This window comes from Ralstonia sp. UBA689 (assembly GCF_002298975.1).
Lineage (GTDB): Bacteria > Pseudomonadota > Gammaproteobacteria > Burkholderiales > Burkholderiaceae > Ralstonia.
In genome coordinates this window covers 192757-208829 of record NZ_DBMV01000010.1, presented here as the reverse complement: position 1 = coordinate 208829, position 16073 = coordinate 192757, and the positions used below count along the sequence as shown (strand labels likewise).

15 protein-coding genes and 1 pseudogene are annotated in these 16073 nt (G+C 62.5%); 5 read left to right on the top strand and 11 right to left on the bottom strand.

The annotated features are described in order from the left end of the window. Positions 1-400 precede the first annotated feature (400 nt). Complete coding sequence (locus B4F51_RS05610) at positions 401-676, top strand: hypothetical protein (RefSeq protein WP_296224105.1); 276 nt, start codon at positions 401-403, stop codon at positions 674-676. A gap of 104 nt (positions 677-780) precedes the next feature. Here the strand turns inward: B4F51_RS05610 and B4F51_RS24625 are convergent. From B4F51_RS24625 to B4F51_RS05590, 5 genes and pseudogenes are all read right to left on the bottom strand, one after another. Further along, a pseudogene (locus B4F51_RS24625) lies at positions 781-894 on the bottom strand (IS30 family transposase); the annotation flags it as partial. A 130-nt stretch (positions 895-1024) separates the two neighbouring features. Beyond that, positions 1025-2278: an Hsp70 family protein gene (locus B4F51_RS05605; protein WP_296224104.1), complete on the bottom strand. Its 1254-nt coding sequence runs from the start codon at positions 2276-2278 to the stop codon at positions 1025-1027. Positions 2279-2739: 461 nt separating this feature from the next. After that, positions 2740-3309: a YdeI/OmpD-associated family protein gene (locus B4F51_RS05600; RefSeq protein ID WP_296224103.1), complete on the bottom strand. Its 570-nt coding sequence runs from the start codon at positions 3307-3309 to the stop codon at positions 2740-2742. A gap of 233 nt (positions 3310-3542) precedes the next feature. Continuing rightward, a complete protein-coding gene (locus B4F51_RS05595) occupies positions 3543-4466 on the bottom strand; it encodes a recombination-associated protein RdgC (protein WP_296224102.1) in 924 nt (307 codons plus the stop codon). A gap of 577 nt (positions 4467-5043) precedes the next feature. Next, positions 5044-5817, bottom strand: a complete 774-nt coding sequence (locus tag B4F51_RS05590) for an SDR family oxidoreductase (RefSeq protein WP_296224101.1) — start codon at positions 5815-5817, stop codon at positions 5044-5046. Positions 5818-5947: 130 nt separating this feature from the next. Here B4F51_RS05590 and B4F51_RS05585 point away from each other — a divergent pair, with 130 nt between their 5' ends. The 4 genes from B4F51_RS05585 (at position 5948) to B4F51_RS05570 (ending at position 10816) form a co-directional block, all read left to right on the top strand. Beyond that, on the top strand, positions 5948-6847 hold the full coding sequence (locus tag B4F51_RS05585; RefSeq protein WP_296224100.1) for a LysR family transcriptional regulator: 900 nt from the start codon (positions 5948-5950) through the stop codon (positions 6845-6847). A gap of 235 nt (positions 6848-7082) precedes the next feature. Continuing rightward, complete coding sequence (locus B4F51_RS05580; protein WP_296224099.1) at positions 7083-8120, top strand: hypothetical protein; 1038 nt, start codon at positions 7083-7085, stop codon at positions 8118-8120. A gap of 385 nt (positions 8121-8505) precedes the next feature. Continuing rightward, positions 8506-9783 (top strand): D-amino acid dehydrogenase, encoded by a 1278-nt coding sequence (locus B4F51_RS05575; RefSeq protein WP_296224098.1) that lies wholly within the window; start codon positions 8506-8508, stop codon positions 9781-9783. Positions 9784-9880: 97 nt separating this feature from the next. Then, positions 9881-10816, top strand: coding sequence for a glutamate/aspartate ABC transporter substrate-binding protein (locus B4F51_RS05570; RefSeq protein WP_296224097.1), 936 nt, complete (start codon positions 9881-9883; stop codon positions 10814-10816). Between the two features lie 70 nt (positions 10817-10886). Here B4F51_RS05570 and B4F51_RS05565 read toward each other — a convergent pair whose 3' ends face one another. The 6 genes from B4F51_RS05565 to B4F51_RS05540 form a co-directional block, all read right to left on the bottom strand. Continuing rightward, positions 10887-11636, bottom strand: coding sequence for an amino acid ABC transporter ATP-binding protein (locus B4F51_RS05565; RefSeq protein ID WP_296224096.1), 750 nt, complete (start codon positions 11634-11636; stop codon positions 10887-10889). A gap of 8 nt (positions 11637-11644) precedes the next feature. Beyond that, positions 11645-12337 carry an amino acid ABC transporter permease gene (locus B4F51_RS05560; protein WP_296224095.1) on the bottom strand — a complete coding sequence of 231 codons (693 nt, stop codon included), beginning with the start codon at positions 12335-12337 and terminating at the stop codon, positions 11645-11647. 2 nt (positions 12338-12339) lie between these two features. Next, a complete protein-coding gene (locus B4F51_RS05555) occupies positions 12340-13035 on the bottom strand; it encodes an amino acid ABC transporter permease (protein WP_296224094.1) in 696 nt (231 codons plus the stop codon). Positions 13036-13091: 56 nt separating this feature from the next. After that, entirely contained in the window at positions 13092-13937 is an 846-nt protein-coding gene (locus tag B4F51_RS05550) for an ABC transporter substrate-binding protein (RefSeq protein ID WP_296224093.1), read from the bottom strand. A 437-nt stretch (positions 13938-14374) separates the two neighbouring features. Continuing rightward, positions 14375-14968: a hypothetical protein gene (locus B4F51_RS05545; RefSeq protein ID WP_296224092.1), complete on the bottom strand. Its 594-nt coding sequence runs from the start codon at positions 14966-14968 to the stop codon at positions 14375-14377. Positions 14969-15078: 110 nt separating this feature from the next. Beyond that, entirely contained in the window at positions 15079-15870 is a 792-nt protein-coding gene (locus tag B4F51_RS05540) for an IclR family transcriptional regulator (RefSeq protein ID WP_296224091.1), read from the bottom strand. Positions 15871-16073 lie beyond the last annotated feature (203 nt).

Here is a 16073-nt window from a genome sequence, read left to right as displayed (position 1 = left end):
CACGAAATTACTGACAGGCCCCCCTAGCTTGCCCAGGCTGCTGAGCGGCCGTTAAACTCGGCCCGCTTGCGCGAAAAAGGCGCAGCCGGGACTGCAATCCCGAATTCAAAAAATCCCGTGAGTGCCGTTATGGCCCTTGCGTGCCGTCGTTCGCCTATATGGGCGGGCCCGGCAGGGAGGGCTTCGGCCCTGCCGGTTTTTTGGATTTTTTGATCGGTATTGCAGACCTTGCCGTGTGCCCGCCCACCCCTCCCGGTGGGCGGCTCCCCTTACTCAACCAGTTAGAGGGCAAGACGATGGCATTACCGACTCAAGCTGTACCTACTTCTTGCGGACGCTGCTCCGCGTATTTCTCCTTCCCGCCTTGCATTAATCGCCGCGCCGATTACGGAGGTGTGCGATGAAGCTCGAAGACAACCGTCAATACCTGACAGGTGCGCTGGCTGCGCGCGAATTCCTGCAGCGGACGCAGTCTGGGCTCAAGCTGCATCGGCACTTCGAGCCGAAGCTGTTGCGGTGGGAGTATCAGTTACACGTCTGCGAGAAATCGGCCGAGTATCAGGCGGGGTTTTTGGATGCGATTGGGGTATATGTGCTGACCACGCTGGAGGGCGTGCTGGTGGAGTTGTATCGGTGGGAGCTGTTGAAGGAACTCCGCGGGGACGGGGGTCAATAATTAGAAGTCGTTGCTTTCCCCGGGCGGGCGGGGAAGGTGTCTGGGGGATGGTTTGAAGAGGATGCGGGCAATTGGGCAGCGCGTGTCTGCTTTCGGCTGCGGATTCAACCGGTCGATGCAACGTATTGATGGAATCGTTCCGCTGGCGTATCGAAGTTTAGAGTCTTGCGCGGACGTTCGTTGAGCCGTCTGGCGACGGCATTGAGCTTAGCCTGCGAACTGAGTCTGTCGCTTTGAGTTGGATCGCCTCTAGCATGGCGTGGTCCTCGTCTCCGACGACAGCAATATCCCAGCCCGGATGGTTCGATACGCTCGAAACGTCCGGCCGTCCCTCAGCCTTTCAGCCCGTCAGCTGAACTTGCGCGCCGCATCGCGCGCCAGGCCAGAACCGATCCCGCCGAACAGGTCGCCCTCGACGCGCCGCGCCGACGGCAGCACTTGCGCCAGTTGCTCGCGCAGCAACGGCACCCCGCTGGAGCCGCCGGCGAAGAGAATGGTATCGACCGCTTCCGCTGCGACGCCCGCCGTCTTCAGCATCGCCTGCACCGTCGAGACCGTCTTGCCGACCAGCTTCCCAATCGACTGGTCGAAGTCCTCGCGCGTGACGGGCTGCTTCAACTCGGGCGCGATGCGGTGCAGGTCGATCTCCGCCACCGGAGCGTCAGACAGCGCGATCTTTGCGGCTTCCACCTGGATGGCCAGCCAGTGGCCGGCGCGCTCGCGGATCAGGCGGATCAGGCGGTCGAGTTTTTCGGTGTCGGCGGCATCTCGGTAGTTGTCCATCACCACCGTCCACGCCTTGCGCGTGTACACGTGGTTGATGGTGTGCCAGCTCGCCAGGTCGAAATACTGGCCGGACGGCATCGCCTTGCCGTTGCGCAGCGTGCTGTTCATGCCCAGTAGCGGCATCACGTTGGCTAGGCTCAAGGCGCGGTCGAAGTCGGTGCCACCAATGTGAACGCCGCCGTTGGCGAGGATGTCCTCGCGGCGGTCAGGGCGTTTCGCGCGGTCGGGCGACAGGCGCACCAGCGAGAAGTCCGACGTACCGCCGCCAATGTCCGCCACCAGCACAAGTTCTTCACCGCTGATGCCGGCCTCGTAGTCGAACGCGGCGGCGATGGGCTCGTACTGGAAGGCGATCTCGTCGAAGCCGGCGTCGCGCGCGATTTCCGACAGCGTGTCTTCGGCGAGCTGGTCGGCCTTGGGATCTTCGTCGATGAAGAACACCGGGCGGCCCAGCACTGCGCGGCGGAATTCATGGCCGGCGGCTCGCTCGGCGCGCCTCTTGAGTTCGCCGATGAAATGCGCCAGCAGCTTACGGAAGGGCATGGCCTGGCCCATGACCTCGGTGCTGTCGTCCATCATCGACGTGCCGAGCAGGCTCTTGAGCGAGCGCATCAGGCGGCCCTCGTAGCCGGCAAGATAGTCGGTCAGCGCGGCACGGCCGTAGCTGACCAGCGGGTCTTCGGCGTGAAAGAAGATGACGGAAGGCAGCGTAACCTTGCCGTCTTCGAGCGGCAGCAGGGTGGGTGCGTCCGATCGCAGCCAGCCGACGGTGGAGTTGGACGTGCCGAAATCGACGCCGCAGGCGTTTGACATCATAGGATTGTGGCTTCTGGAGTGCAGCGGGAGGCATGCGCCTGCACGGGATGTCAGGAGCGGGCGCCACCGGCGAAGGGGCGCTATTGTAGTGGCTTTGTGCGACGGATCCCCTCACGGCGCCCGCTGTTACGTGCCGTCACCCCTTTCGGCTGGCATACAAGCGCTATGGCGTCTTTGATTCAGTTGCAGCATTCGAGTCCGCTGTGCTCAAAGACTCGGATTTCGCATTGCATGTTTTTCGCCCTAGTCACCAAGCTGCCATTGCTCAACGGCTGGGATTTCTAGGTCAGGACGAGGTGTACATACCGAAGCCATACCCTTCCTTGGCGGCACTGATGAACCAGAAAGCTATGAGAAGGGGGACTTTTGGGTGTTCGCAGAGCTTGTGGGAATTTGTCACGGCTTCGACTAGGCAGCGAACATGCCCCCGCTTGGCAAAATCCCCATCCGAAGCACAAGGGCTATGGATGGAAGGTTTCGCCACGGTTCAGCATGTTGACGAATTCCTCGATTTTTCGTGCCCTTGTTTCTGGCTTCTTGGCGTGCTGTAGCCGAAACAGAATGGCATAGCGGTTACGGCTGTTCAGCGCTGCAAAAAACGTCTTGGCTCCGGGATTTGCGTCCAGAGCCGCCTGCAGGTCGTCCGGGACGATCGAGTTGCTGGCCGACGTATAGGCAGCCTCCCAGCGGCCGTCCTTCCTGGCTTTCTCGATTTCGCGCATGCCGGGTGGGCGCATTCGGCCAGCGGCGATCAGCGCTTCAGCCTTGTCTTTGTTGCGTTTGGACCAGATGCTTTTTGCGGAGCGTGGGGTGAAGCGTTGCAACCAGTATTTCTCGTTCTCAGCCTGCTTTTGACCATCAATCCAGCCATGGCAGAGGGCGCTTTCCAGCGCCTGTTCGTAGGTTACGGTTGGCGGCTCGGTGCCTTTTTTTGCTAGACGCAGCCATGCTCCGGTCGAAGTGCTGCCGTGTTGCCCTAACCAGCTTTCCCATTCGGTCTGACTGATAAATGTTAGAGCGCGTTCGGTCATGTCACCGTCCTGGATGGTTGAGTGCATGTGCGGGGGAGGCGTCCGCAGTCTAACAGTGCTGATATGAACGGTCAGTCGGCTCCAAAACCAGTCGGTTGTCGGCCAATGACGTCTTCGCCCTTGATACCTGCCGCTGGAGTCGTGGCTGCGCGAACGGCGGCGGTTCTCCCTGAGCTGTCGAGTCCCCGCGACACCTCGCCGCCGCGGGGATGCGCGCCAGCAGCCGGCGGAGTTCAGGCTGCTGCGGCCTGAAGCATTGAGTCTTGCAGATCGCCACCCAGGATATCGACAAGATCGGCCAGCATCCGCCCCAATTCACCCGTCATCAACGTGACATCCGAATCGAAGCGTTCGTCGTCGTTTTGCGCGGTTGGGTCCGCCGCTTCCTTGATGACGTCGAGCGGCGCGACACGCTTGATCGTCAGCGACGGTGTCAGCACGAAGGAGATCCGGTTATCCCAGGTCATCGCGAGGCGCGTGCATTGTTTGCCGGCTTCGATGTGCCGCCGCATGTCGTCCGCTTCCAGCGCGTGGCCGACGTATCGCACCGTGGCGCCGCCTTCACCGGTCGAGCGCAGTTCGGCGTCCTGGTCTACGGTGAATCCGCCCGGCGCCTCGCCGGACAGCAGCCAATCCGTCATCGCGGCGACCGGCGAAAGCGCCACGCGAACGCTGGTGAGCGGCAACTGATCGATCGACTTCACGAGCAGGCCGCGAACATCGTCGGCAACAGTCTGCGAAGCTGCATCGATGACGAGCCATCCGTTTGCCGTATCGATCCACACGCGGGTATCGCGCCGAATGGCGAACGCGCGCGGCAGCAATTCGTCGGTTACCTGCTCCTTAAGTTCGCGCAGTTGTTTTCGCCCAACCTTGAAGCCCTGCTGCTCCTCGAGTTCAAGCGCGCGGGCCTTGGTCACCTGATTGACGACCGACGCCGGGAGCAGCTTCTTTTCGGCACGAAACACCAGCAGCATCTGCCGGTTGATCGAATACACGAGCGCGCCGTCATCGCGTGGCGATGCCCATCCGAAGCTCTGCTTCTCAACGCTGTTGCCCGGTTGAAACGCGTGGGGCGCCAGCCATTTTTCAATCTGGTCGGGAGTCACGGCCCAAGGTGCCGGCAGACGATGAATCTGGAGATTTTTGAACCACATGGGAGTACGGGCAAAGTGCGCGATTCTAAATGACGGCGACGCTCCCCGACCCATTGCCGCCAATTGGGCTGGTTAAAGTCGAACGGCGAGAAGGGTCGGAGCCCTGATTGGGCATGCGCTTCTAGAGCCGATGGGGCTTTCCGCGCGCGCTCTCTCTCATGTCTCTAAGGAAACGCTGATTAATGAAGCTCGGCGGTCATTGCAGACGTAGCCGAGGACGTTTAGAAGACAGCTCACGGAACGTCACTGCGCCCTGGGTTCGGTTCGCAGGCTCGACACGCAGCCGACAACGTTCCAACTCCTGACGAATCTGGCGTCGAATCCGGGCGAAATAGACCATCGAATGCATCGGGTAACGCTGAACATCTCAATTCGTCGTTGCCAGCGTTGTTTTGAACACCGTCCCTGAGTATCGATCATGGCGGAGTTCAGCCCGCCCAGCTTCAGAATTGCCGACCGGAGTGGATCCTGCTCACAGGGCCGCTGATCTCAACAGCGGATCCAAGGGCGGCTTGCATGGCTTCATGAGGCACTCTGAAATTGCAGCCGCCGGTTGCTTTGTCGCGCTTGGGTTGGCTTACATGGTCGTGTACCCGCCGTTGATGAGCACAGTCTGCCCGGTGATCCACCAGCAATCGCTCACCAGATGACGGATGAAGGGCACCACGTCTTCAATGTCGGTCAGGCCGGTCTTGCTGAAGGGCGACAGTGCTGCCGCCGTCTTGTGGTACGCCACCGCATCGGCGCCTTCGGCCGGGTAGAAGAACGACGTATCCATCGGGCCGGGGCCTACGGCCGTAACGGAGATGCCGCGCGCGCCAAACTCTTTGGACGCCGCTCGGGTGAAGTGCTCCACGGGGGCCTTGGTGCCGGCATACGCGGCATAGAACGGTGTAAATGCCCCCAGCAGCGAGGTGACGAGTGTCACGATCTTGCCGTTGTCGTTGACGTGCTTGCCCGCCTCTTTGAGGAAGAAGAAGGCGGACTTGCTGTTGACGGCGGTCATCTCGTCGTACTCGGCTTCTGAAATCTCCACCATCGGTTTCTTGAGCACCTTGCCCACGGTGTTGATGGCAATGTCGGGACGGCCCATGGTAGCCACCGTATCTGCAAAGAGCTTCTCAACAGCGCCGGCGGTGGTCAGATTGCCTTGCAAAGCGATGGCTCTGGCGCCGGCCTGTTCGATGGCGGCCACGGTGGCATCAGCATCGGCCTTGCTGGCGGCGCTGTTGTAGTGGATGGCGACCGCCTTGGCGCCATGCGCGGCAAGGTCACGGGCGATGAGTCCGCCCAGGTTTTTGGCGCCACCGGCAATCAAAACCACTTTGCCTTCAATGCTTTGCTTGGACATGTCTGACCTCCAGTTCGGGGTAAAGGGATGAAGAGCGCGGGGGGTGTCCAGCACTGTAATCAGACAGATTGAATGGATAAACTCAGCAAATTGAGATGCACTATCCATCATTCACTACCAATTACACCCCATGGACCGGATCGACCAACTGCGCATCTTCATCCGCGTGGCGCACAGCGGCGGCTTTACCCTGGCGGCTGATCAGCTTGGGGTGCCGCGGCCAACGGTGTCGCTGGCCATTCGGCAGTTGGAATCCCGACTGGGCGTGCGGGTGTTCAACCGCACCACGCGCCGCGTGAGCCTGACGCAAGACGGCGAGGCCCTGCTCGATCGCGCCATCGCCCTGGTGGCCGACAGCGAAGAGCTCGAGCAGCAGTTCCGCCCGCACGGCGCAGCACTCAGCGGGGGCTTGCGTGTCGACATGCCAAGCCGCATTGCCAGGCGCGTGGTTGCACCCGCCCTGCCGACATTTTTCGAGCGCCACCCCGACGTGGTGTTGGAACTAGGCTCGAGCGACCGGGCGATCGATCTGGTGCACGAGGGAATCGACTGCGCCTTGCGTGTGGGGGAGATGTCATCCAGCAGTCTGGTGGTGCGGCCGCTGGGGGCGCTGCGCATGATCCACTGCGCGAGCCCGGCCTACTTGGCGCGGCACGGTATACCGCGGGCCCCCGAAGACCTGAGCACGCATCAGGCAGTGAACTACGCCTCGCCCACCAGCGGCCGCATCGCGCCCTGGGAGTGGCTGAAGGGCGGTGCGCTGCAGACCGCGCAAATGCACGGCCAAGTGGCCGTGAACAATGCCGAGACCTACATCGCCTGCTGCTTGGCTGGGCTGGGGCTCATCCAGATCCCAGCCTTCGATGTTCAAGAACATCTTGCGGCGGGCGCGCTGGTGGAGGTGCTGCACGCATGGCCTGCGCCGTCGATGCCGGTGCAACTCGTGTATCCGCATCGGCGCCACCTCTCACGCCGCATGCAGGCGTTCAGTGAGTGGTTGGCGGGTGTGTTGGCGCCATGTTTGGCGTGAATTTGTTCAACGAATTTCCAACTCAGGCCACTAGGCGCCATAGTTGCTGAAATCCCCCTTTGTGCCTTCATCCGCTCACCCTTGTTGCTGTGAAATTGGGGGCGAGTATCACACTCCAGTCAGTGCCCAGTTCACTCCATTTTCTTGTGACGATTGTTTGATTTTGACCAGAACGGATTTCGATAAATTTGAATTGGGGTGATACGCCCCTGGTCAGGAAATCAAGGATAAGAACATGAAGAAATGGAGCATAGGCTTTACCGCAGTCGTGTTGACTGGCGCGCTGTCCGGTTGCGGCGGCGGTGGCGATGGCGGCAGTAGTGGTGCCAGTAGCGGTACCAGCAGCAACGCGAGCGCTTTTACGATGAGCGCTTCGGTCAACGGCGCAAACGTGCCGTCCTTTAGCGTCTCGGATGGCCAATCGGCCACGCTGACGGTCAAGTCTGGTCAGGACTTGCGCTTCGATGCAGATCACAACGTGGTCTGGACCTCGATGTCGGCCAAGCAGACAACGTTGACGATCAAAGGCCAAAGCACGCAAAGCCTGACCACTGGTCTGATGAGCCCGCTTGGTGGCGCAGTGACCTACGTCGTCACATCGGCGGCAGACTCGAGCAAATCGGCCACGGTTACGGTCACGGTGCCGCCACAAGAGTATGCGGCCGTGCCGGCACGGGTTGGCGCCGCGGTCGTTTGGTCGGAAACGACAACCCGCCAAGATGGCACGGTCGTCACCGACACCCGCACTAACACCACGACCAACATCACCAACGGGATCGCCACGATTGATTCCACCGTGAACGGCGCAGCCTCTCCGTCCGACCGCTATACCCACGATGCCGATGGCAACCGCCTGACACGCAAGTATCTCAGTAACGGCAACGTTTGCACCTACACGCCCAAGCGCGACATGCTGAATTTCCCGCTGTCGGTGGGCAAGTCTTGGCAGACGACGTGGCAGTACAGTTGTCAGGCCGGTTACAAGGAATCCGCCGCGTTGACTTCGACGGTGGAAACGTATGAACCGGTGACGACGCCCGCCGGCACCTTCAATGCGCTGCGCATTCATTACGTGCTCGCGCTGACCAACTCGAACGACATGCAGTTGCAAGGCGGTACGACCGGCGCAGCCGCTTACAACGAAGACTACCGTTGCTGGTGGGATGTGAACGGCGGCCGCCTGGTCAAGTGCGACTTTGTCTATGCCTATCAGGGCGCGGCACCGTCGAACTATGTCAAGACGTTCTCGCAAGAGGTGACGTCGATCAAGTAGGCAGGAACTACGCAGTTGGCCCTGCGACCTGCATAGATCAGCGGGGCCATCTTTCATGCGCCGGCCGGCCATTGGCTTGATGGTTGCTGCTAGCCACGCTCGATTGCAGCGATCGGCGCTGCGCGTAGAGTGCCATTTCAGGGCGCTTGTTCCAGTCAGGGCGCACCGTTCCCAGGGGGGCATCTCTGCACGCCGAGCGACAAATATTGACGTGTCCTAAACGCGTCTTCACATCGGCAACAAGAACTACGCGTCCTGGTCGAGGCGCCCCTAGCGTCAAGAAGCCCATAGCCCCACAACATCCCCCCCAACAACTGCGCATTTGCGCAACCGCATCCCCCCTCCTTAAGCTACCGACAACACTCACCAAAATCGCAGCTTTTTCATGCAAATTGCAGTAGTCGGCGCTGGCATCATCGGCATCAGCACAGCGTACGCGTTGGCCCTGGAAGGCCATCAGGTCACCCTGGTCGAGCGCCATCCGGGCCCGGGCGAGGGCACCAGCTACGCCAACGGCGGCCAGCTCAGCTACAGCTATGTGGCGCCGCTGGCGGGCCCCGGCGTGCTCTCGCATGTGCCGGGCTGGCTGTTGCGCAGCGATTCGCCGCTGCGCTTGAAGCCGTCGCTTGATCCGGCCCTGCTGCGCTGGGGCTTGCGCTTCATTGCCGCCTGCAACCGCGAGCGAGCGGACCGCACCACGCGCGAGTTGCTGGCGCTGTCGTTCTACAGCCGCACGCGCATGGAAGCCTTGCGCGAGGCATCGCCGGATCTGGCTTTCAGCTTCGCCCGTCGCGGCAAGCTGGTGGTGCATCGCGATGCCGCTGCATTCGAATCCGCCCGCGCCCAGGTCGGCTACCAGGCCACACTTGGTTGCGAGCAGCACGCGCTGTCGCCCGACGAGACCATCGCCCACGAACCCGCGCTCGAAGGCGTGCGCGACCAGATGGTTGGCGCCATCTATACGCCCGATGAAGATGTGGCCGATTGCCACCAGCTCTGCGTCGGCCTAGTCAACCGGCTGCGCGCGATGTCCAATGTGACGCTGCGTTTCGATACCGGCGTTGACGCACTGTGGACGGAGGGCAGTCGCGTGCGCGGTCTCAAGCTGGCCGCTGGAGAACAGCTTGCTGCCGATGCGGTGGTCATGGCCGCGGGTGTGACCAGCGCGAAGCTGCTTGGGCCGTTGGGCATTGACTCTGGCTTGTATCCGCTCAAGGGCTACAGCATCAGCTTGCCGTTGGGCGAGGGGGATGCTGCCCCGGTTATCAGCGTGACGGATGCGGCGCGCAAGATCGTTTACGCCCGTATCGGGCAGGCGCTGCGTGTGGCAGGGATGGCGGATCTGGTTGGCTGGTCGACCGAACTCGACACGCGCCGCGTGCAGACTTTGTACGACGAAACGCGCGCGCTGTTCCCGGGCGCCATGCGAGCCAACGATGCCGGTGCCGATGCGGCGCCGTGGGCCGGCATGCGCCCGGCAACGCCCACGGGCGTGCCGGTGGTAGGCGCATCGCCGGTAGAGGGGCTGTGGTTGAATGTCGGACACGGCGCGTTGGGCTTCACGCTGGCACTTGGCAGCGCGGGCCTGTTGGCCGATCTGATTGCCGGACGCAAACCGGCGATTTCGCCAGTGCCCTATGCTCTGGGGGCGTTGGCGGCGTGACAAAAACGATTCAAAAGACCGAACGTGCAGGCTTGAGCGTCTGCACCCATTGGTAACCCAAGTAGTCTGGAGCGAACACACCCAAAGGAGGGGAAGTATGAAGACGCTGCATCCGATCAATTCGACCAAACGCACCCTGTGCGGCCTGACGCTGGCCGTGGCTGGCGCACTGGCTGCGCTGTCGACCGGCGCGCAGGCGCAGTCGAACGACACGCTGGCGAAAATCAAGCAATCGGGCGTGATCTCGGTCGGCTATCGTGAATCGTCGATTCCGTTCTCGTACCAAGCCGATGCCAACACCATCACCGGCTACTCGCAAGAGATCTCCAACCTGATCATCGACGGCGTGAAGAAGAAGCTGGGCATGTCCACCCTGCAGGTCAAGCTCACGCCCATCACCTCGCAGAACCGCATTCCCCTGCTGCAGAACGGCACGATCGACTTCGAATGCGGCTCGACCACCAACAACCTCGAGCGCCAGAAGCAGGTCGCGTTCTCGAACAACATCTTCATTTACGGCATGCTGATGCTGGTGAAGAAGGATTCGGGCGTGAAGGACTTTGGTGACCTGAAGGGCAAGACCGTGGTAACCACCGCCGGCACGACCGAAGACCGCATCCTGCAGAAGATGAACGGCGAGGCCAAGGAAGGCGACAAGATGAACCTGATCCTCGCCAAGGATCACGGCCAGGCCTTCCTGACGCTGGAATCGGGCCGCGCCGTCGCCTTCGTGATGGACGAGCCGCTGCTGTATGGCGAGCGCACCAAGGCCAAGAACCAGGCCGACTGGGTTGTGACCGGCACGCCGCTGCAGACCGAAACCTATGCGTGCATGATGCGCAAGGACGATCCGGGCTTCAAGAAAGTGGCCGATGACGTGATCGCCGACCTGATGAAGTCGGGCAAGGCCAACGCGCTGTACAAGAAGTGGTTCGAGTCGCCGATTCCGCCGAAGAACCTGAACCTGAATTACCCGATGACGGCGGGCATGAAGGATCTGTACGCCCACCCGAACGACAAGGCCATTCAGTAAGCCGGGGCACAGCGTCAAAAAGAAACGGGGGACATCACATCCCCCGTTTTTCTTTGCGTGCCGTCTGGGCTCAGGCTGGCTGGCCCCACGGCGATCGGATATCCGCCAGAAAGCGCTGCGCGCGCGGGTGCTGCGGGCGCAGGAAGAAGTCTTCGGGCTTGGCGCGTTCCAGCACCTGGCCCTGATCCATGAAGAGCACGCGGTCGGCCACTTCGCGGGCGAAGCCCATTTCGTGCGTGACGCACACCATGGTCATGCCGTCGCGCGCGAGGTCTTTCATCACCAGCAGCACCTCGTTCACCATCTCCGGGTCCAGCGCGGAGGTCGGTTCGTCGAACAGCATGACCGGCGGTTTCATCGCCAGTGCGCGGGCAATCGCCACGCGTTGCTGCTGGCCGCCCGACAGCTCGCCGGGGTAAGTGTCTGCCTTGTGTGGCAGGCCTACGCGTTCGAGCAGGCTCATCGCAAAGTCCTTGGCCTCTTGCGGCAGCATGCGTTTGAGCTGGACTGGCGCGAGGGTGCAGTTCTGCATCACCGTCAGGTGCGGGAACAGGTTGAAGTGCTGGAAGACAAAGCCGATGCCGCTGCGCAGCACGTTCACGTTCACTCCGTGCGCGTGCACATCCTGGCCGTTGATGGTGATGCGGCCTTTCTGGATGGCCTCCAGCCGGTTCAACGTGCGGATGAGCGTGGACTTGCCCGAGCCCGACGGGCCGCATACCACCACGACTTCGCCTTTGGCGATGGTTTCATTGATGTCGACGAGGGCGTGGTAATCGCCGTACCACTTGTCGACGTGTTCGATCGAAATCATGTTCATGCTCATGTTCACGGCTTGGACGGGGCGCGCGCGGCCAGGCGGCGCTCCAGCAGGAAGGCAATACGGGTGAGGCCGAAGCACATCGCGAAATAGCTGAGCGCCAGCAAGCCGTACACCTCGGCCGACTTGACCATGACGGCTGTGCTGATCTGGCCGGCCACGAACGACACCTCGGGCAGGCTGATGATGTAACCCAGCGATGTCTCCTTGATGGTGGAAACGAGCTGGTTGACCAGCGACGGCAGCATGTTGCGCAGCGCCTGCGGCAGGATCACCCGCCGCATCGCCTGCATGTACGACAGGCCGAGCGAGCGGGCGGATTCCATCTGCCCGCGCGGCAGGGCCTGGATGCCCGCGCGCACGATCTCGGCCAGATACGCGCCGTCAAAGATGACCAGCGCCGTCAACATGGTTTCGAACTGTTCGGTGCGGTGGCCGGTGACGGAGGGCAGCAGGAAGTACGCCCAGAAGATCACCATCAGCAGCGGCGTGCCGCGCACCACGTAGACGAGCGCGGTGGCCGGCCAGCGCAGCACCCGAAACGGGCTCACGCGGCACAGGCCGAGCACGATGCCCACCGGAAGCGCCAGGATCAGGCCGGCCGCTGCCAGCAGGAAGGTCAGCGCCAGGCCGCCCAGTGGGCCGTTCGGATACTGGCCGATCAGGTAGTAAATGCCGTAGGTCTGGATGAGATCGAACATGGCTACTGCGCTCGTACTGGGTAGCGATGCTGATACCACGCCGAGAACACGGTGATCGCAATCGAGATGGTCAGGTAGGCCGCGGTGGCAAATGCAAACGCCTCAAAGCCGCGGAAAGTGGCGGACTCCACTTGCTGCGCCTGGTACATCAGCTCGGCCACGCCGATCACCATGGCGATGCTCGAGTTTTTCCACAGGTTCAACGTTTGGCTGACCAGCGGCGGCACGGTCACACGCAGCGATTGCGGCAGCACCACCAGCCGCATCGCCTGCAGAAAGGAGAGGCCCAGCGCGCGGCTGGCTTCAAGCTGCTCCTTCGGGATCGAGCGGATGCCGCTGCGGATGTCCTCCGCCATGTAGGCGGCCGTGTAGAGCACGAGCGCGATGACGGCGCTTGCGGCTTCGTAGTTCAGGCTGTAGAGCCAGTCCTTGATGAACTGCGGCAGGATTTGCGGCGCGCCGAAGTACCAGAACAGCATGTGGGCGAGCAGCGGAACGTTGCGGATGGCCTCGACGAAGGTCTGGCCGATGGCGCGCAGCGGCGCGGCGGGTGCCAGGCGCAGCAGCGCCACGACGATGGCCAGCGGCAGTGCCAGCACGAAGGCCAGCACCGACAGCTTGATCGACAGGAGGAAACCGCTGACAAGCCACTGGTGATACTGCCCCGAGAGCAGCATCGACAGATCGAATTGGGGCATGGAGATTCACAGCCCGGACCAGGGCAAGAACCCGGTCCGGGCGGTACGGCGTGCGATTAGTCGATCTTGTCGGTGGAGATTTTGAAGGTGCGCTGCGGGAAAGCCATCTTCGTGGTCGGGCCGAACCACTTGTCGAAGAGCTTCTGCGCTTCGCCGCTCTTTTCCATGCCCAGCAGTACGTCGTCGACTTGCTTCTTGAAGGCGGGCTCACCCTTGCGGATGCCCAGCGCGATGTGCTCGGTCGAGAGGTTCTGCGGCAGGATTGCGTAATCCTTCGAGGCCGGGCCCATCTTGGCCATGTTGCCGATCAGCGTGGTTTCGTCGTTCACGTAGGCCGCGCCCTTGCCTTGCTGCAGGGCCAGCAGCGCCTGCGGGCTGTTGTCGAACGAGACGACGTCGGCGTTCTTGATGGCCTTGGCGATGTTGGCTTCCATGGTGGAGCCCTTGACCGTCAGGAGCTTTTTGCCATCGAGCTGGCTCAGTGACGTGATGCCGCTGTCCTTCTTGACCATGGCCTTCTGGCCGGTGATGAAGGTCGACACCGAGAAGTCGATCTGCGCCTCACGCTCCTTGTTGTGCGTGAGCGAGGCGGCCAGCAGGTCGACGCGGCCCTGCTGCAGCTCGGGCAGGCGTGCGGCCACAGCCAGTTGCTTGAGCACCGGCTTCACGCCGATGCTCTTGGCCACGGCGTTGCACATGTCGACGTCGTAGCCGACGATCTCGCGGCTCATCGGGTCCTTCAGGAAGCTGAACGGCTCGTCGGTGCCGAGCACGCCGCAGACGAGCTCGCCTTTCTTCTTGATGTCGGCGAGCTGGTCGGCGTGGGCGGTCGTGGCGACCAGGGTGGCTGCAGCCAGCACGGCGGCGCCGGCAAATTGTGTCAGACGTCGGCTTGTTTTCATTGGATTTTCTCCTTGACGACTTGGGTTGTGGACAGTGCGCGAATCAGGATCGACCGCGAGCATACAGGTGCGCGGCCGGCGTGGCTGCTCATTATCCGGATAAACATATGAGGGTGGCCCCAAGCCTTGAGGTGAGGCGATCAGGGCAGGAGCCCGTGCGGCGCCCGAAGCGTCCAACTTTAGCCGACGCTCCAGCGGCACAGGCGCGGGTCGGCAGGCGGTTTGGGACGGGTTGCACAGATGCGGGTTCGAAGTGGCTTGGGAGTGCCGGCTGCGGTGGCCATGCGCAAGAGAGCAGGCTCGGAAGGCTGGCGCAGCAGGGCAGGGGCATGGCGTGCTTCTGGAGAAAGGCACATTGTCTGCCATTAATGACATGGCGGCCGACCGGGCTCCATCCGGGGATTCCCGGGGCGCACGTTCCAAGTATGAGCAGGTCCCTACAGCGTGCCGCAGATCGACTCGTTGATGGGCACGTCACCGACCATCTCGTGGTCGTTGCCGCGATACCGGTAGACCAGGCTCAGGCCCAGGCGGGTGAGGATACGCACGTCGCCGTTGTTGCAGATGTTTTTCTGCAGGATCGGCACGAAGTTCAGCCGGAAGCCCTGCGACGCCGCCGAGTGCGCGGCGTAGTTGGTCAGCGTGATGATGAAGACGAGGTTCTTCTTCTGCATCAGCGTGCACTGGGCCAGCGCGGTCTCGCGGTCGAGCGGCACGGGGGTGTAGCGGTTGATCTCGGCGCAGGCCTGGGTGAGGGCGCGGTCGGCGTTGCGGGCCGGGCCGGTGAGGGCGGGCACGCCCGCGGCGGCGGTGCTGCGGCCCGTTGCGGCGCCAACCAGCATGCGCGCCAGCGGGGACAGCTCCTGCAGGGCGGCGGCCGCAGGCGTCGGGGGCGGAGATTGTGCCCACACAGGGCCGGTCAGCAGCGGCAGGGCAAACGCCAGGGTGCGCGCAGCGCTCGCCCACGGGCGATACCGGCGGCCTTTCACATCCAGACCGGTCCGAATGGCGGCGTGTTGAGTCACAGACATCCTCTTTGCCCACGGAGCGACAATTTTATTGAAAAAACCGTCGGGATGCGAGGCACACGGCACCCCCGATTGGCGCCTGAACGTCTGTGTTCTGACCCAGGTCAGCCAAGTCAGGTGCGCACGCGCACCATGGCCGAAATGCGCTCGGCCGCCTGCTGCAGCGGCCCGAGAAACTGCTTGGTCATCTGCTTGGCCGAGGTGCGGTTGGCCTGTCCGCTGATGTTCATGGCCGCGATGATATCGCCTGCCCGGTTGCGGATGGGTGCCGACAGCGAGATCAGCCCTTCCTCCAGTTCCTGGTCGACCAGCGCCCAACCCTGCTGGCGCACGCCGGCAATGACTTCCTTCAGTGCGTCGACCTCGGTGATGGTGCGTTGCGTGCGTGCACGCCGGTCGGACTCGCGCAGTACCGCGTCGAGCCGGTCTTCTGGCAAGCCCGACAGCAGCACGCGGCCCATCGAGGTGCAGAACGCCGGCAGCCGGCTGCCCACCGCAAGGTTCAGCGCGATGATCTTCTGCGTGGGCACGCGCAGCACGTAGACGATTTCCGTGCCGTCGAGCACCGACGCCGAGCAGCTCTCGTGCACCGTCTGCACCAGTTCTTCCATCACCGGTTCGGCAAGATTCCAGAACGGCATCGAGGTGAGATAGGCGAACCCCAGATCGAGAATCTTGGGCGTGAGGCGAAACAGCCGACCTTCAAAGCTGACGTAACCGAGGCTCACCAGTGTGAGCAGGATGCGGCGGGCGCCGGCACGCGTGAGGCCGGTCGCCTCGGCGACTTCGGACAGCGTTTGCTCGGGGCGCTCCGCGTTGAATGCACGGATGACGGACAGCCCGCGCGCAAAGGATTGCACGTAGGAGTCGCTGGGTTTTTCGGTGGGCAGTTCGGCGGCGGACATGCGAAGGACAGGCAAAAGCGGAGTACTGGCCTCAAGACTACTGGCATTCCCGGGGTTTCGCTACTCGAACGCCTGATCGCTATGCGTACGCCTTGACATCGGCCGGCGGGGAGGCGTAGATTCGTTCTTGGATCGAACGCGAGTTCGGATATCGAACAAATGAGAGATTGAGGCCAGGCAGCGAAGGCCCGGTCGGTCCAGTC

Coding starts and splice junctions, on each gene's coding strand:
- B4F51_RS05570 (WP_296224097.1), top strand. CDS start 9,881: ATGAAGACGCTGCATCCGATCAATTCGACCAAACGCACCCTGTGCGGC.
- B4F51_RS05610 (WP_296224105.1), top strand. CDS start 401: ATGAAGCTCGAAGACAACCGTCAATACCTGACAGGTGCGCTGGCTGCG.
- B4F51_RS05595 (WP_296224102.1), bottom strand. CDS start 4,466: ATGTGGTTCAAAAATCTCCAGATTCATCGTCTGCCGGCACCTTGGGCC.
- B4F51_RS05540 (WP_296224091.1), bottom strand. CDS start 15,870: ATGTCCGCCGCCGAACTGCCCACCGAAAAACCCAGCGACTCCTACGTG.
- B4F51_RS05590 (WP_296224101.1), bottom strand. CDS start 5,817: ATGTCCAAGCAAAGCATTGAAGGCAAAGTGGTTTTGATTGCCGGTGGC.
- B4F51_RS05565 (WP_296224096.1), bottom strand. CDS start 11,636: ATGAACATGATTTCGATCGAACACGTCGACAAGTGGTACGGCGATTAC.
- B4F51_RS05600 (WP_296224103.1), bottom strand. CDS start 3,309: ATGACCGAACGCGCTCTAACATTTATCAGTCAGACCGAATGGGAAAGC.
- B4F51_RS05585 (WP_296224100.1), top strand. CDS start 5,948: ATGGACCGGATCGACCAACTGCGCATCTTCATCCGCGTGGCGCACAGC.
- B4F51_RS05550 (WP_296224093.1), bottom strand. CDS start 13,937: ATGAAAACAAGCCGACGTCTGACACAATTTGCCGGCGCCGCCGTGCTG.
- B4F51_RS05545 (WP_296224092.1), bottom strand. CDS start 14,968: ATGTCTGTGACTCAACACGCCGCCATTCGGACCGGTCTGGATGTGAAA.
- B4F51_RS05555 (WP_296224094.1), bottom strand. CDS start 13,035: ATGCCCCAATTCGATCTGTCGATGCTGCTCTCGGGGCAGTATCACCAG.
- B4F51_RS05575 (WP_296224098.1), top strand. CDS start 8,506: ATGCAAATTGCAGTAGTCGGCGCTGGCATCATCGGCATCAGCACAGCG.
- B4F51_RS05605 (WP_296224104.1), bottom strand. CDS start 2,278: ATGATGTCAAACGCCTGCGGCGTCGATTTCGGCACGTCCAACTCCACC.
- B4F51_RS05580 (WP_296224099.1), top strand. CDS start 7,083: ATGAAGAAATGGAGCATAGGCTTTACCGCAGTCGTGTTGACTGGCGCG.
- B4F51_RS05560 (WP_296224095.1), bottom strand. CDS start 12,337: ATGTTCGATCTCATCCAGACCTACGGCATTTACTACCTGATCGGCCAG.